Below are 16,979 nucleotides of genomic sequence, written 5' to 3'. Positions count from 1 at the left end.
CGGGATTCATCTTGGTGAGCGCGATTGGCGTTGAAAATAAAAAAGCTGCTTTAAAATAACATCAGTCGCTCCAGCGTCCACTAGATGAAAAGACACTTAAACTGATAAAGGAAAATAGCATAAAAATAGGGCTGTCCAACTTCTTTGGACAGCCCTTCTGTTTATATAGACTTATATCTTTAAAACTTATAACTCAATGCAACAGCAGCATTTCTTGGATCAATCTGATTAATAAAACCACCGCGGAAGTATGAATTCAATCCGATCTCATTGGTGATATTATTTACAAAAACTTTCGCATCAAATTTGCGCCATTTGTATCCCACCTGTGCATTTAATGTGGTATATGCAGGCATATTGAAAGGTTCTGTACCATAATATTCGCCGTGTCCATTTGGGGTTAAGCTATATTCATTCACAGGTCGGTCTCCAACATAATAAACTCCGGCACTTAAGCTCAGGTTCCGAAGAGCTCCTTGATTAAATACATATTGTATCCATGCATTTGCCGTATGTTTTGGCGCATTCATCGGTGCGGATCCATCCATATAAGATGGTGAATTTTTATACCGCGCGTCTAAATAAGCATAGCCCAACATCACTGTCAAATTTTCCAATACACGACCGTTCAACTCAGCCTCAATACCATCGCGGACCAAATCCCCGGCCTTAAAGTATAATCCTGTGGCGACATTCGTGCCTGGTGTATACTCCGCATTCGTCAAGTTTGAGGTATAAATATGGAAATAGGTTAAATTGAAACGTAAGCGATTATTCAGCCAATCGGATTTAATTCCACCCTCAAATTGTTCGGTTTTAGAAGCACCTGCCGCTGTACCATCTGTTAAAGGATTTGCCGCATTCCTTAAATTCGTTGAGTTTGTATAAGATCCAAATACATTGAAATTTTCAAATGGCGTAACAATCACTCCCGCCATTGGATTCCAAGCCGACTCCCTTTTATTACCGTTTGATGTAAAATCTTTTGTTGTAATTTCGGAATAACGTAAACCTAATACAGCCTTAATGTATTTGTTAAATTCAATAACGTCTTGCCCCATAAATCCTATAGAAGAATAATAACTCCGTACAGGAGTTCCTGCTGTATAGGCAATTTGCTTTCCTTTTCGCTGGTTACCCAACGAATCGACGTATACCACTTCCGAAAGATCATTCACCCAATCACCATGGATATCAATAATATCAATTACATTGCTATTTTGATCGGCTTTTTTCAAAAGAACATTTTTCTCCAGTGGACTTAATTTTCCGGCAAAAGAAGTTGTTGTTGCATCAGCAATACGATAGTCCACCCCTGCCTGAACCAAATGTTTTACCTTACCCGTATAAAGATCTTTTCCGATCAAGTCAAACTGAAACGTTTTATTCTTGTCATCGCGCAGGCTCTTGCTCATTGAGCGCGAGAAGGTATTATATTGTTTTGCATCATCTTTAATCAATGAGGAAGATGATGATTGGTTATCAACCTGATAAGATGACGTTGCAATAGAAGCTCGGATGCTCCAGCGATCAGTCAGTTCATGATTGATCTGCGCCATAAAGCTCTTCATCTCTGTATTATTATTATCGGAATTGAAGCCCAAAAACTTATTGTTCGGGATAACATATAGCGCATTCACCCCCTGTGAAGGATTTAAATTGACAGCGGAATTAACCGGCGTGCGATTATCATTAAAATAATCACCCTCCAAAGTAATTGTCGTCTTATCCGTTGGTTTCCAAGCTAACGATGGATTTAAATAAACACGGTTAGAGGATACACTTTTACGGTAGCTATCACTACGTTCATACGCTCCATCCATTCGAAAAGCAACGGTCTGTTTTTTATCCAGTACCGTTTGGAAATCAAAGGTTGGGCGGAATTGTCCCCAGCTTCCTGCACGGACACCCACCTCACCGGAATTCGTGAAATTAGGGGTTTTAGTGACCACATTGATTACCCCACCAGCATTACCAATATCGGTAATAACCCCCTGTGTAACGGCAGCAGACCCTTTAATCATTTGAATAGACTCCACACCTTGCATATCAACAACTCCAGACGCCGTCTGAAATTGAGAGTCCATCCGCACGCCATTCTTCAATACAGGTACCCCTCTGAACCCACGGGTTGATAAAGATTCTTTAACACCCCCATAAGAACCAAACAAGGTTACACCGGGAATATTTCTTACAGCATCCGTCAAAGTAAGAATACCCTGATCTTGAATTACCTTATTGGAAATGACAGAAATACTCTGAATTTGATCCGAAGGTTTTAATGGCATACGTGTAATCATCTCCAAGCCTTTTGGCTTTTTGTTACGTTCACCAAACACTTCTACCTCATCAATGGCCTGCTCATTGCTCACTAGCGTAATGGGATCAATAATCACTTCAGGGCTTTTTGTGCTAAAAACATAATCGATAACGGTTGTTTGGTAGCCCATGTAGGTGAATTTAATCACCGTATTTTGGTCGATGCCATGCAGTCTAAAATGACCTCTATGATCGGTACGTACTTTTTTATCTCCGATTGAAACGGTTACTGAACTTAAAGGATTATTTTGTGTATCGACGACTTTACCTTTGACGATTCCCGAAGTTTGACCATATACTGCACCTCCGATTAAAAATGTAGAAGCAAGAGCTAGTAAGTGTTTGTCCATGTTAATAATTTTGGGTAATTATTTTTAATTATTCTAAATAACAAAGCAAAGGTATAAAAAATAAACTATTTAGAATGATTAAAAATAAAAAAGTCCTGAACCAACTCAGGCTCAGGACTTTTTTATTTATTTAGACAATTATTTTAGTCAAATTTCCATCTTACGAACGCTTCGATAGCTTCATAGTTTGCCAAACCTAATTGGTCATATAAAGCTGCGGTTTCGCTTGTACGGTCTTCAGCACGCACCCAGAATTCACGTGGATCATCTCCAGGGAATACAGGCAAATCTTTTTGAGACTGGTGTTTAAAGATGGCTAAACGTTTGCGATAAACTTCTTGTGGCGATAAAGGAACGGCCATTTGGATCTCGTGGATAGGATATTCATGCCATGCTCCACGGTATAACCATAACCAACAATCTTTGGTCCACTCATCCGTTTTACTCAATCTGTTTAGTGCTTCAAACAGAATGTCGAAACATACTTTATGTGTACCGTGTGGGTCAGCAAAGTCACCCGCAGCAAATACCTGATGTGGTTTTACGTGGCGCAACAATTCCATTGTTTGTTGAATATCATCTTCAAAAGATACATTTTTTGAAAACTTCTGTCTATCATAGAACGGTAGATCTTGGAAATGGATATTCTCATCTGGCAAACCTACCAAACGAGCTCCTGCGATCGCCTCACCCTTACGGATTAATGCTTTGATTTTACGGACAAGTTCAGTATCGATCTGATTTGGTTTTTTTGTTGCAAAAATTGCTCTTTCCTCATCATAAATGCGGCCGATCTGAGAAGCTTCTGCCTCTGCCCCAATTTGTTTAGCAAGATCTTCAGCAAACTCCAGATAACGTACCACATCATCATCCCAAACAGCTGTATTACCACAAGTTTGGTAAGCAACATGGACATTGTGTCCTTGATCTGCCAGGCGAATAAATGTACCGCCCATTGAGATGACATCATCATCAGGGTGTGGAGAAAATACAATCACATTTTTCTTCGCTGGATTGGCACGCTCAGGACGTTGTGAATCGTCAACATTGGGTTTACCCCCTGGCCATCCCGTGATCGTATGTTGAAGTTCGTTAAATATACGGATGTTAATATTATATGCTGGACCGGTCTCTGTAACCAACTTGGCCATCCCGTGCGCATTATAATCCTCGTCGGTAAGTTTCAGGATTGGTTTTTTGATCTCTAAAGCCAACCAAACGACTGCTTTTTTAATTAATGAAGGTGTCCAGGTAACATCTTCTGCCAACCAAGGAAGATCAAAACGTGTCAATAATGAAGCTGCCGCTTCATCAAGGATAAATTCAACGTTGTCCGATAACTGAAGATAAGTTGCAGGTATCTCTGCGGAGATTTCTCCTTCAACTGCTTTTTTAATGATCTCGGCCTTTGTCTCGGTCCAAGCCATTAAAATAATTTCTCTCGCTTTGAAAATTGTACCTACGCCCATGGTAATCGCTTTTGTTGGTACATTCTCTTTTCCACCAAAAGCACGGGAAGCATCGCGACGAGTCAAATCGTCCAACGTTACGACACGTGTACCTGAGTTAGGTGCAGAACCTGGCTCATTGAAACCGATATGGCCGGTACGGCCAATACCTAATAATTGAATATCTAAACCTCCTGCTGCTGTAATCTTCTGTTCGTAAGCCTCACAGAATGCATTTACTTGGTCAGGAGCTAAGGTACCATCTGGAATATTTACATTAGCCGCATCAATATCTACGTGATCGAACAAGTTTTTGTTCATAAAGGTCACATAACTCTGATCGGCATCAGGTTGCATAGGGTAGTATTCGTCAAGATTGAAGGTAATCACGTTCTTAAAGCTTAAACCTTCTTCTTTATGCAAACGAATCAATTCTTGATAGACTTTTACCGGAGTGGCACCGGTAGCAAGGCCCAGAACAGCTTTCTCACCTTTCTCTTGCTTTGCACGAATAATTTCAGCAATACGATTTGCAACGTTTTTCGAAGCTGAATTTTGATCTGGATAGACGCTCACAGGGACTTTTTCGAAGCGTGTTTCTTCCAATAAATTTAATCTAGCCATTTTATGGGTATGTTGATAAACGTGAATTACAAATTTATAAAATTAGTACCTCAAGTTGAAGTAAAATTTTAATAAAGTGGTTCTTTCTTAGCGATATTTTAAATAAAACCTTTTAGCTATTCTTTTACCTCAATAATACAGCTATACCTTATTCAGAATCTCGACAGCTTTTAATAGCGTTTCATCCTTTTTAGCAAAACAAACCCGCAAAACTTGTTGATTTGTAGCTTCTTTATAGAACGCTGAAAGTGGGATGGTTGCAATTTTGTGCTGCCTGGTTAACGAACAAGCAAATTCAAATTCCTTCTCCTGACTGATAGCACTGTAATCGATATTCAGGAAATAAGTTCCCTCGCAGGGAAGAATCTTAAACCGGGATCCCTTTAATCCGTCTTTCAATAGGTTTCTTTTTCGCTCAAAAAATTCCGATAGGCCTTTGACATAGCTTATATCCTCCAGATATTCCGCGATAGCGAATTGCATGGGTGTATTTACGCTAAATACATTGAATTGATGTACTTTTCTAAATTCCTGCATTAATTGTGGCGGAGCAATGCAATAACCAATCTTCCAACCCGTGGTATGCAATAGCTTTCCAAAGGAAGCAACAACAAAACTTCGCTCGCGTAAGGAGGGTATTTCCAATACCGATTGAGGCGAGACACCATCGAAAACGATATGCTCGTACACTTCATCACTCAACAAGAGTGCGTTGGTACCTGCCAACAAGTTCCCAAGTTTAATTAACTCTTCTTTACCCAGCACTTTACCTGTTGGATTATTCGGATTATTAATGATGATTAAGCGGGTTCTGGAATTAATTAACGTAGCGACGTAATCCCAGTCAATCTGAAAATCAGGTGCCATTAATCGCACGGGGACAACTTTACCGCCAAACAATTCGATAGTCGGCGCATAACAATCGTATGCCGGTTCAAAGATAATAACCTCATCTTGCGGTCTAACGACTGCGGCAATAGCTGTAAAAATTGCTTGGGTACCACCCGATGTCACAGTAAGCTCCGCCGTTGCATCGACCGCCACGTTATAAACTTCCCGGTATTTTTTGGAGATCGTATCGCGTAATGTCTGTGCTCCGATCATTGGCGCGTATTGGTTATGTCCCGTTTCCATTGCCTTAGAAACCAATTCCACCAACTTCGGATCGGTCTCAAAGTCAGGAAAACCTTGCGACAGATTTAAAGCGTGCTGCTCATTCGCAAGCATCGTCATTTTAGTAAAGATCGTCGTACCGACATGTGGAAGTTTAGAAGTTAGGTTAAAGTTCATTTTTTGACATTTTATTAATCTACTAAATTAGTGGATTTTCCTATATTTGTAAATATATATAAGAATAATAACATGATAAAATACATCACACTACTTTTTTTAATTCTGCCATTCATTGGTTCTGCACAAAAAAAGGAACTTACCAAAGAGGAGTATATTGCCCGCGTTAAAGCTGCTCCGGATTCTATCTCGACATTGGTTGACTTGCGTAGAGTTGGCGGATATGACCCGGTTTATCCCGAGCTTCAGGCGCTTTATAATACGTTGAGTAAAAATGTCAAGAATTCAAGTGAAGGGAAAGAGTTCCAAGACTATTTAAATACCTTGGAAACGGTTCAAATTGGAAAAATAGCGCCAGCGTTTACGCAAAATGACACTACTGGAAATCCTGTAAAACTTTCGGACTTTAAAGGAAAATATGTGCTTCTTGATTTTTGGGCATCTTGGTGCCCCGATTGCCGTGTCGAAAGCCCGGATCTTGTCAAAACATACCAACAATTCAAAGGTGAAAACTTTGAAATATTGGGTATATCCTTTGATAAGGATCGCAATTCTTGGATTAAAGCCATCCATGCAGATAAATTGCACTGGCGTCATGTTTCAGATCTTAAACGTTGGCAAAATGATGTCGGAACCTTATACGGCGTAAAATCTATCCCGCAGAATGTCCTGATCGATCCCAATGGGAAAATTGTAGCGAAGAACTTACATGGTGATGCTTTACGTGCAAAATTGAAAGAAGTATTGAAAAAGTAAACGATAGGCAATACATAAAAAGACCATGCTTTCTTAAAGCATGGTCTTTTTATTTGTATACTCATCTTTTAATCCGCTAGCCAAACAGGGCACTGAAGATGTCCTCCAATTTAGCAACCGGACGGATGGCAATATTATATTTTTTAGCGTCCAATCCTTTGGTATTGAATTTAGAAATAAAAATACCATCAAAGCCAAGCTTCTCAGCCTCCTGTATCCGCTGTTCTATACGATTTACGGCTCTGATTTCGCCCGATAAACCAATCTCACCTGCGAAAGTCAGATTGGAGCGAATCGCGATGTCCTGTTGTGAAGAAATAATTGCAACAACGACAGCCAAATCGATCGCAGGATCTTCAACACGCAACCCACCGGCAATATTCAAAAATACATCTTGTGCGCTTAACCTAAAACCAAAGCGTTTCTCTAAAACAGCCAACAGCATATTTAATCGCTTCGTGTCGTAACCTGTGGAAGAGCGCTGTGCATTTCCAAATGCCGTATTACTCACCAGCGCCTGTACTTCAATCATCATAGGGCGCATTCCTTCGAGCATCGCCGCAATGGAAACCCCACTGACAGGTTCATCGCGTTGGGAAATCATAATCTCCGAAGGATTCGACACTTCCCGTAGCCCCGACCCCTGCATTTCATAAATACCGAGTTCTGAAGCCGATCCAAAGCGATTTTTTACAGCCCGTAAAATTCGGTAGACGTGGTGGCGATCACCTTCGAATTGAAGCACCGTATCCACCATATGTTCTAAAACCTTGGGACCTGCGATAGACCCGTCCTTGGTAATATGCCCAACAATAAAAACTGGTGTACTCGTTTCCTTTGCAAACCGAAGTAACTCTGCGGTACATTCGCGTACCTGAGAAACCGACCCTGGTGCCGATTCAATTTGTGAGGAATGTAAAGTTTGTATAGAATCTATGACAATAACATTGGGCTGTACCGTCTCGACCTGCTTGAAAATATTTTGAGTAGATGTTTCGGTAAGAATATAACAATTTGCTTTGGATGATTGTGACAATCGTTCTGCCCGCATCTTAATTTGCTGTTCGCTTTCTTCCCCAGAAATATAAAGTGTCTTGACTTGTGGGATCGATAAAGCGAGCTGTAACATCAACGTAGACTTCCCAATACCCGGTTCGCCTCCGATAAGTACCAATGACCCCGGAACAATACCGCCGCCAAGAACCCGGTTGAACTCCTGATCAGGAGTCAATATCCGTAATTCATCCTGATAGACAATTTCGTGGATGATCGCAGCTTTATTCGCTCTCTTTGTGCTTCCTCCTGTGGTAGAACTACGCCATTCAGGCACTTTTGAGCTCGCCTTTTCGACGACTTCCTCAACAAAGCTATTCCATTGCTTGCATGAAGGGCATTGCCCCATCCATTTGGGAGACTCGTAGCCACAGTTTTGACAGAAGTATGCAGATTTTGATTTTGCCATGCTACGAAATTACAAATTTATAGCGGTTAAAAGCGTAATATCCTCCCCCGCACCTATTATATGCATTATCCAAGATATTACGGAAGGACTGGTTAGCCTTTCGCTAATACTGCTTCGATAAGGGTTAATTCCATACGCTGTATTATTACTATATACTACATCACTGCTTTAACAATACCTCAACAATACTGCATGTATACTGGAACCCTACTGAAAAGCCTTAAAAAAGCCAAGGTGTTTATCCTTCATTTTCTTTTAAGATCCGCAAGAAATTTTGTCCCATAATCTTCGCAACATCCGTCTTTGTATATCCTCTCTCCAACAGCGCTTTGGTCAGTAACGGAAATTTAGAAACATCTTCTAGACCTTGGGGTGAGGATTCTATGCCATCGAAATCCGATCCTACAGCAACATGGTCTATACCCACTTTTTTGACCAAGTAGTCAATATGATCCAATAATTTCGACAGTGGAGCATCGGCTTGCTGTTGAAGTTCCTTTGGCAACTTTTCATACATGGCCCAGGTACTCATTTTTGTATCCCCGGTATCACCAAATTGACTTGCATACAAACCCTTAAGCATTGTTTCATAGGCAGGATCCAAAAAACCTGAATAAAAATTCACACCAACAACGCCGCCATTTTTTTTCAGAGCCGCTAATTGTGCATCTTTCAGATTGCGGAAATGTGGACATAATGCATAGGCATTGCTATGCGAAACTAAGATCGGTTTGGTCGTTATCGCCAGCACGTCATAGAAAGTCTGCTCTCCTCCATGAGATAGATCTACCATCATCCCCAATTCGTTCATTTTGCGGATAATTGCTCGTCCTTGCCCCGTCAACCCCTTATCTTTGGAACGCATATCTCCCGATTCCATCGCGGCGCAGCTTGCCCAAGGCAAATTGTAGTTCCAGGTCAAAGTGAGGTATTTGGCGCCGCGCTCATGAAGCCGAACCAAATGGTCAACACTTCCTTCAATCATATTTCCACCTTCCACACCGATCAACGCAGCTATTTTACCTGTTTTTAAGATCGCATCAATGTCACCTGAAGATTTTGCCAAACTTATTTTATCGGCATTTGCTGCAATCATCTTTTCCAATGCATAGATCTGGTCATTGGCATGCTTAAATGCTCCGGATTTCCACTTCGCGTCATCGGACCACACAGCAAAGACCTGCACATCTACACCGCCTTCCCGCAGTCGAGGCAAATCTGTCGCTCCCGTACTTATTCGCTGGCCGATATCTTTTCCCTGGAAAATGGATTCATAAATCACATCATTGTGTCCGTCGACGACCACCAAATCTTGGTGTATCTGTTTATAGTCTTGACTATATCCAACATTGTTGAGTGTTGTCATTGCTAGTCCAAGTAATAGGAGACCTTTTATCATTTTTGACTTTCATTGATCGTTTCGTAAATGGCGTCCTGAATCCGACTTCTGATATTAAGGTCGAGGAGCTTGGTATTCACCTGAGGATGTACACGATTGGACAAAAAGATATAAATCAACTGATTTTGCGGATCAATCCAGATACATGTTCCCGTATAGCCTGTATGTCCGAATACAGTGCTATTCGCTAACTTAGATGGATATTCATTTTTCGGATTCGGATCCCAGCGGTCAAAACCTAGTCCCCGCCGACTGCTTGCCGATTGCTTTGAGGTAAATAAATCGACTGTTTCTGTTTTGAAGTAACGTTCACCCCCATATTCCCCTCTATTCAATAGCAACTGACCATAGATTGCCAAATCATTTGCGGTAGCAAATAATCCAGCATGCCCAGCAATACCGCCAGCCATTGCCGCCCCCTGATCGTGTACGTAGCCTTCTAACAATGTTTTTCGAAAGGAGGTGTCCTGCTCTGTAGGAACGATTTCATCCTTTGCAAAACGCTCGCGGGGAAGATAGCCAGCACGCTTCATCCCCAATGGTCTATAAAAGTTCTCCTGCACATAATCTTGCATTGGCTCAGCAGTCTGATGTTCTGCAACTTCTTTCATGACATACATGCTGATATCACTATACACATAATTTCCCGTGGGTTTTACCGGTGATTTTAGCATCTCTGGCCACATGACGTCACGGTAATAATTGTTGAGGATATACCTATTATCGGCCATTTTCACCTGATGGTTAACGTCGGCTGCCGATACAACATCGCCCCCTTTCAGATATTTATAAAAGGGAATAAAAGGTGTAAATCCCGCTTCATGTAACATGACGGAACGAAGCTTGATATCCTTTTTATTGGTATACTTTGCCTGCCATAGGTAGTGGCCCATGGTACTATCCAAATTAATTATATTGCGCTCGGTAAGGCGCATAATGACAGGAGTAGTACCCGCAATCTTACTGACAGATGCGAGATCAAAAATATCACTTGTTTTCGTGGAAATAGCTTTGGCATACGTGTGAAATCCGTAAGATTTCTCCAAGAGTACTTGTCCATCCTTCACGATCATGACTACAGCCCCTGGGGTTGCTTGCTTATCAATGGCTTCTTGTGCAATGGCATCAATTTTCTTCGTCAGCTTGTTGAGGTTGAGATTCGAGCTTGATGCAGCGCCATATTGTAGTCTTGTCTGCGTGGTTTTGACGTTACCGGCGGTAATTGGAAGCCCACCAAAAATAGACATTGCCATCTGACGTTGTCCAATTTCTGAAAACGGAGCAAGTAATTCAATCAAATCAGATTGTGGATGCTCAGATAGGCTCTTTTTGCTTTTGTCATTTTCAAAAAAATGACAAAGGATAACTTTTTTATCGTTTAATACTGCCTGCTTCAATTGCATTAGACAATCGGCATCTAAGTCATCCTCCTTTCCCGCCACAATAATTGTATTATAATATTTGATGTCCTCATCAAATTTATTAAAATCAAAAACTCTGGTATTTGCATAACGAGCCAACTGGTCCGTGAACATTGTATATTTTGCCGCGTTAGGAACAACAACTGCAATACGAAGTTGATCCAGGTTTTTTAAAGGTAACAGCTGGTCAAGGTTATTAAACAGTATCGTTTCGTTTTTAATTGTAGACTTATATTGAGCAAACAGGGGGCTAATACAGAACAAACCTGCAAATAATGCCCCAAAAAATCGTTTTTTCATTCTGCTTTTATCGTTTTTTAGGTTCTATCAAATAAAAATACGAATTATATAACGAAGGAATAGGTTCGTACGAAAAAAAATCAATTTTGTTACTTATACCTATTGCGCATTTCTAAATTGATGTATTATTATTTGCCATCCTCTTCAGGCTAAACGCAGCGACGTTCCTGAAACCTGAATTGGCTTTGCCCTCAATTGCATCATGAAGGTTTTTTCTGTAAGTTTGACTAATGCCAGAATTGATTCAAGATAAAACGATATTTTCCTTGCTGGAAGTCAGCCGCAGTATCCAAAAGACACTTGCAGAGCGGTATAAGAGTTTGTACTGGATCAAAGCTGAAATGAACAAGCTCAATCATTATACGCATTCTGGCCACTGTTATCCTGAACTGGTTGAGAAACAGGATGGTAAAATTGTCGCTGAAATTAGATCCATCTTATGGAAAGCTGATTACAATCGTATCAACAACAATTTTCTTAAAGTTGCCCAAGAACCTTTACGAGAAGGAATCACAATGTTATTTCAGGCAAGTATTTCCTACGACCCCATGTACGGGTTAAGCTTACGCATTGTTGATATTGATCCGACTTTTACCTTAGGTGAACTTGAAAAGGAGAAGTTAGATAGTATCCGAAAGCTGAAAGCAGAGGGCATATATGAGTCCAATAAATTATTGGACTTTCCAATGGTTCCCAAAAGACTGGCAATTGTTTCTGTAGAAACAAGTAAGGGGCTTTCTGATTTTTACAAGATCATTAATCAAAACCCCTGGGGTTATCGCATCGAATGCACGCTCTTTCCGGCATTATTACAAGGAGACAAATCAGTGCCATCTATTATAAATCAGCTTGCCACTATTGCTGAAAAAATAGACCGATACGATGTCGTCGCCATCATACGTGGTGGAGGTGGTGAGGTTGGGCTTTCCAGTTATAACAACTACTTACTAGCACGCGCTATCGCTATATTCCCTATCCCGGTATTGACTGGCATTGGACATTCGACGAATTATACGGTGAGTGAAATGGTCGCCTATAAAAACGCGATTACGCCCAGTGAACTGGCCGATTTTCTGATTCAGAAGTTCCACAATTTTGCTATTCCGGTCGATCGGGCTGCGGAACGTATACAGCAGCTCATTCTTACCCGATTTAAAGAAGAGCGCAATATGCTATCTCAACTGGCAACGCATATACAATGGATCGGAAAGAGAGAAATTCAGACCTCGAGGGCGGCCATCCAGCAATTTCAACATGATCTTAACGCTTTGATAAAATTGCGCTTTTATGAGCACAGAACGGCACTGGATCATACCGAACGAATTATTCAGCTATCTGATCCAATTAGACTACTAAAGCAAGGTTTTTCAATTACTAAGGTTAACGGAAAACTACTGCAGTCGGTGACACAAGTATCTCCGGGCGATGTGATACAGACGATACTCGAATATGGAGAACTTACCAGTACTGTAATGGATACATCGCCGAAAGACGGCCGAGACGAGCACAATACTTAATTTCACATCGGTACACAAAATTTAAAGAAAGCATATCAAGCATAGCATAATGGAACAGAATTATACCTACACAGATGCCTTTAACGAGTTACAAACGATCGTGAGGGAAATAGAAAATGGCACAACGAACATTGATGAGCTCGCGGGAAAAATCAAAAGGGCTTCCGACCTCATTCAAGTCTGCAAAGCTAAGTTAACAGCGACAGAGGACGAAGTAAGCAGTTTATTACAAAAGATATCCCCAACTCAGGAAACAGATGATGACGTATAGTTTACACCAAACGACAAGGCACATCGAGATCCTCTGTAAAATAATAACTGGCACATAAACGGTGGTAACCATCTGCTATGATCAGTTTTCCATTTGCCCGAACCAACAGAATTGGAGATAACTTTTCTTTCTTCTTGATCTTTCTTAGATTTTCCTTTATATGAAAGTTGGTTTCAGGCAATAAAGGGAGTCCACTGGCCCGTAAAATATCCTTGGACTTCTTTGTAATTGTAACAGCTCTCCGAAGTTTATCAACAAAAGTCTTACATTCTTCCTGAACAAATAAAAGCTCCAAATAATCGTAAGCTGCAGGGAAGTCATGCTCCTGAGGATCCGCTAACCAAAAAAATGGTTTTTTCTCAATTTTAACAGTACTCATACGTTGGTTTTTCTCTCATAAATACATTTCAGATATTGTCGTAATTCCCTAATATTGATAAGCAACAACCTGCCTATCACGTCGCAGGGTTTCTACAAACTCCCGATGTTTACTCACATTCCCCGTCAATCGCCATATTGTATTCAAGCTTTCTTTGTTATAGCGTTGACTTATCACGACAGCTTTAAAGCCCATACTTCGGATTAACTTTTCCGTGTGTTCAAAATCTGCTTCAGATGAGGTCTGCAGTTCATAGTCTTTTATTTTGTGATAATTGTCAATATAGGTCTGTAAATACGTTAACAATGCCAAAATCGCCAAAACCAACCCTACACCAATAAACGCCAAAAATATATATCCGGCACCGACACACATACCCAAAGAAGCTGCAGCCCAAATTGTCGTAGCGGTCGTTATCCCACTTATTTTATTGTCTTCTTTGAAAATCACGCCTGCACCTAGAAAACCGATACCCGTAATAATATTTGCTGCCAATCGATCTGGATTTGCTACTCCAATTTTTAACGAAAGAATAGTAAAAAGGCAAGATCCAAAGCTTACCAATATAAACGTCCTCAAACCCGCAGATTTATTGCGATATTCACGTTCAATCCCAATCAGCAGACCGATTAAGACTGATAACATAATAAGTAAGACGTCATGCGATTCAAAGGGTTGTAATAGGTTATCCATGAGTTTATTTCTTCTTCATCCAATTTAAGAAAAATAGGGAGATCTATCAAATGCCCGCCATTCAAGAATAACGTTTCCTAGACCTAAAACACAGGAGCTTCAATCAACAGTAATAATGCCGCACCATAAGCCTCATTTTTTGTCGACCTAATACATTGGAACTTCAATCAGCAGTAACGATGTATCATAGTACGCTTCAATGCTTATTTTTTCTGTTTCATATAAACCAATGGCATCCCTTCTTGAAAGCAATTCATTTGCTACAGCGATCTTTCCTTCCAAAACAAAAAGATAAAGTCCATTTTGTTCGGAATGAACAGTATAGTCTATCTTTTTACCTACCTCCAGATTTGCCAAGTTAATATAGGCATCCTGATGTATATGTACAGCTGTGTGATCCATTTTATCCGGCGAAACAATAGTGGCAAATTTATTATTCCGATCCAGCTGAAGGTAGGATCTCTGATCGTATCTGGGCTCCAACCCTATTTCATTGGGTATAACCCAAATTTGTAGAAATTTAACAGGAGCCTTCTGATCACTATTAAACTCGGCGTGCTGCACACCTGTACCTGCAGACATGATCTGCACTTCTCCTGTTTGGATCGTACGGCCATTGCCTATACTATCCTGATGTGAAAGTGCCCCTTCAAGTGGTATACTAACAATTTCCATATTGTCGTGACCATGCTGGTCAAAACCTTGTCCTCCTTCCACCTGATCGTCATTCAACACCCGCAATGCACCAAAATTCATTCTTTCGGGATCAAGATACTGTCCAAAACTGAATGAATGTGCGCTTTTCAGCCAGCCAAAATCGACGTGTCCACGATCATTTTCCCGATGTATTATCTTTTGCATGTTGTCCTCCTTACTGCATAAGCCTCTCGCTATCAGGAGACAAAACTCATACCAATAGGGACACAGATCCAAAATCTGACAATTTGTCAAGAGACACGTTACAGCGCTTTTAATTTATCCGGGGCAAATGAATGAACAAGTGCACGCGCTAGAATTCTATTCGGATCTATGACAATCATCCCATTATAATCCCGTTCAGGAATCGCTAAAGGTAACTCTGCGCAACCCAAAATAATGACCTGTGCTCCTTTCTTTTTCAAGTCATCTATGACCAACAATAGATCCTCCCTTGCTTTATTCGCGATCGGTACCGGTTGGGCCTTTATTCCATACTCCTCGTCATAGATTGCATTGTTTACCTTCTCTTGCTGTGTTCCTTCTGGCTCGACAACAACGAAGCCTTTTCGAATAAATGCTTCCCGATATAAACTGTAAATCTGCTCTCCAGCGGTAGATAAAATGCCTACTGCCGTTTCGGGATAGTTTTCGTCAACAAACCGAACCGTCTCATGAACGATATGCAATAGTTTCAACGCACTCCCCGTACGCGCCATCTCATCTTGAACAACAGAAAAAATCGGCTCAGCGTGTGCCGTATTGGACGGAATAGCCGCAATGGTCGCTCCAGCCACTTCAAGTTGTCTTAAAATTGCAGCGATAGCCTTACCGGGATTAGCATTGGACTTATCTAATAAATATGCCGTTCGGTCAGGGATCAAATTTGGACATGAGAATAACAAGAGCGGCAAGTGTTCCTGATCGGATCTTGCCGCAGTCTCATCTATAATTTTCTTTGTAATATCCAGGCCTCCATAAGGGCCTAGTCCGCCTACTATTCCAATCATAAAAACTATTTTTATATCATAGATATAACCAATAGCCCTACAAATGGTTTGTAGAATTTACCATTCTATGGACTGATCTTCGTCAGGAATCTGTGTATTTAGTTGCCGTTCCAAGATCAATGAGCCCGAAACCTTAAACTTAATGGCAGTCGTAGAAACCAGGGTATAATCCGTAAATTCATAATCCACATTATTTATTGTAATATAACGATGCAATAAGTAAGGACGTACGGCATCCATCTGTTCCGAAACAGTATAACTTGCATCCTTTTTAACAGCAAATTTCATATTTGGATTTTCAGCCCGAAATGTAACCCCTCCTGTTTCATTGAACGTTGCAAAGACCTTATAATTCTTTCTGTCTTTACGATCCTCATCAATATTCCCCGCATAAAAGAAAATTGTATTTTCATCGACTACATAGCTTCTTATTTGACTCTTTACAATCGGAGTTTCACTTTCATGCCCATCCATAACGACTTTTAAGGCTGTACCGCTGTAAGTTCCTGAATAATTATTGAAAGGATTGACACGCAGCAATGCTTTCTTATAGTATTTCCTAGGATTAATTTTGTATTTGGCCGTCGGATCCTCTAAAATGGTCAGTGGAAGCACCCATTTTTCGGCCATATCAATTCCTTTTAACGAAAAATCGATAGCCATTAACGCGGTGTTATCCCCCGACTTTATATTCACAGTCTCAGGTATAGAAAAATACGTATTATTCAGCTGCTTGTAATAGAAATCTTGCCTGGTCTGGAAACGTTCATAATTCAATATGCCCAATGTATCGGGATCCACCGCAACATGTATTGAAAGATCCTTATTATTTGTAGTCGAACCACTTACTTCCAATGGCTGTAGAAATGTCGTTTTTTGCCCCTCTTTATACCGGACATAAATATTTGTGACACCCTCGTTATCCAGAGGGGCCTTAAATGAAACGTAATGTTCAAATTGTTCCTCTTTCCATTCATCGTTGCATGCATAGCATACCCATAATACCATCAGGAACAAAAGCTGTATAGATGACTTTTTCATAAA

General features: G+C 40.6%; 14 protein-coding genes. 3 read left to right on the top strand and 11 right to left on the bottom strand.

The window, feature by feature from the left end:
- Positions 1-179: 179 nt before the first annotated feature.
- From AAH582_RS00410 to AAH582_RS00400, 3 genes are all read right to left on the bottom strand, one after another.
- Positions 180-2,669 carry a TonB-dependent receptor gene (locus AAH582_RS00410; RefSeq protein ID WP_084823088.1) on the bottom strand — a complete coding sequence of 830 codons (2,490 nt, stop codon included), beginning with the start codon at positions 2,667-2,669 and terminating at the stop codon, positions 180-182.
- 143 nt (positions 2,670-2,812) lie between these two features.
- Positions 2,813-4,741 carry a glucosamine-6-phosphate deaminase gene (gene nagB, locus AAH582_RS00405; protein ID WP_046672626.1) on the bottom strand — a complete coding sequence of 643 codons (1,929 nt, stop codon included), beginning with the start codon at positions 4,739-4,741 and terminating at the stop codon, positions 2,813-2,815.
- A 141-nt stretch (positions 4,742-4,882) separates the two neighbouring features.
- Positions 4,883-6,031, bottom strand: coding sequence for a methionine aminotransferase (locus AAH582_RS00400; protein ID WP_343320900.1), 1,149 nt, complete (start codon positions 6,029-6,031; stop codon positions 4,883-4,885).
- Between the two features lie 72 nt (positions 6,032-6,103).
- Between AAH582_RS00400 and AAH582_RS00395 the strand changes: the two genes are divergently transcribed.
- Positions 6,104-6,787, top strand: a complete 684-nt coding sequence (locus tag AAH582_RS00395) for a peroxiredoxin family protein (RefSeq protein WP_046672624.1) — start codon at positions 6,104-6,106, stop codon at positions 6,785-6,787.
- A gap of 76 nt (positions 6,788-6,863) precedes the next feature.
- On the opposite strand, the gene radA is transcribed toward AAH582_RS00395, so the two are convergent.
- The 3 genes from radA to AAH582_RS00380 all read right to left on the bottom strand — a co-directional run bounded on the left by radA (position 6,864) and on the right by AAH582_RS00380 (position 11,369).
- Positions 6,864-8,249, bottom strand: coding sequence for a DNA repair protein RadA (gene radA / locus AAH582_RS00390; protein WP_343320899.1), 1,386 nt, complete (start codon positions 8,247-8,249; stop codon positions 6,864-6,866).
- A gap of 238 nt (positions 8,250-8,487) precedes the next feature.
- On the bottom strand, positions 8,488-9,648 hold the full coding sequence (locus AAH582_RS00385; protein ID WP_343320898.1) for a dipeptidase: 1,161 nt from the start codon (positions 9,646-9,648) through the stop codon (positions 8,488-8,490).
- Positions 9,645-11,369, bottom strand: a complete 1,725-nt coding sequence (locus AAH582_RS00380; protein WP_343320897.1) for a serine hydrolase domain-containing protein — start codon at positions 11,367-11,369, stop codon at positions 9,645-9,647. The genes AAH582_RS00385 and AAH582_RS00380 overlap by 4 nt, the downstream gene beginning before the upstream one ends.
- A 230-nt stretch (positions 11,370-11,599) precedes the next feature.
- Between AAH582_RS00380 and xseA the strand changes: the two genes are divergently transcribed.
- A complete protein-coding gene (gene xseA, locus AAH582_RS00375) occupies positions 11,600-12,886 on the top strand; it encodes an exodeoxyribonuclease VII large subunit (RefSeq protein ID WP_343320896.1) in 1,287 nt (428 codons plus the stop codon).
- 49 nt (positions 12,887-12,935) lie between these two features.
- Positions 12,936-13,157, top strand: coding sequence for an exodeoxyribonuclease VII small subunit (xseB, locus tag AAH582_RS00370; RefSeq protein ID WP_046672619.1), 222 nt, complete (start codon positions 12,936-12,938; stop codon positions 13,155-13,157).
- Position 13,158: 1 nt separating this feature from the next.
- Here the strand turns inward: xseB and AAH582_RS00365 are convergent, their stop codons facing one another.
- The 5 genes from AAH582_RS00365 to AAH582_RS00345 form a co-directional block, all read right to left on the bottom strand.
- Positions 13,159-13,536 (bottom strand): hypothetical protein, encoded by a 378-nt coding sequence (locus AAH582_RS00365; protein WP_046672618.1) that lies wholly within the window; start codon positions 13,534-13,536, stop codon positions 13,159-13,161.
- 48 nt (positions 13,537-13,584) lie between these two features.
- Positions 13,585-14,229 (bottom strand): MgtC/SapB family protein, encoded by a 645-nt coding sequence (locus tag AAH582_RS00360; protein ID WP_046672617.1) that lies wholly within the window; start codon positions 14,227-14,229, stop codon positions 13,585-13,587.
- Between the two features lie 147 nt (positions 14,230-14,376).
- The gene (locus AAH582_RS00355) at positions 14,377-15,090 is read right to left on the bottom strand and encodes a pirin family protein (protein WP_343320895.1); all 714 of its coding nucleotides are present in this window, start codon (positions 15,088-15,090) and stop codon (positions 14,377-14,379) included.
- A 98-nt stretch (positions 15,091-15,188) separates the two neighbouring features.
- Complete coding sequence (locus AAH582_RS00350; protein WP_343320894.1) at positions 15,189-15,935, bottom strand: aspartate/glutamate racemase family protein; 747 nt, start codon at positions 15,933-15,935, stop codon at positions 15,189-15,191.
- A 57-nt stretch (positions 15,936-15,992) separates the two neighbouring features.
- On the bottom strand, positions 15,993-16,976 hold the full coding sequence (locus AAH582_RS00345) for a DUF4973 domain-containing protein (RefSeq protein ID WP_343320893.1): 984 nt from the start codon (positions 16,974-16,976) through the stop codon (positions 15,993-15,995).
- Positions 16,977-16,979 lie beyond the last annotated feature (3 nt).

The sequence above is a fragment of the Sphingobacterium multivorum genome, assembly GCF_039511225.1.
Taxonomy (GTDB): Bacteria; Bacteroidota; Bacteroidia; order Sphingobacteriales; family Sphingobacteriaceae; genus Sphingobacterium.
Note: the sequence above shows the minus strand (reverse complement) of the source record. Positions and strands in the feature narration are given on the sequence as shown.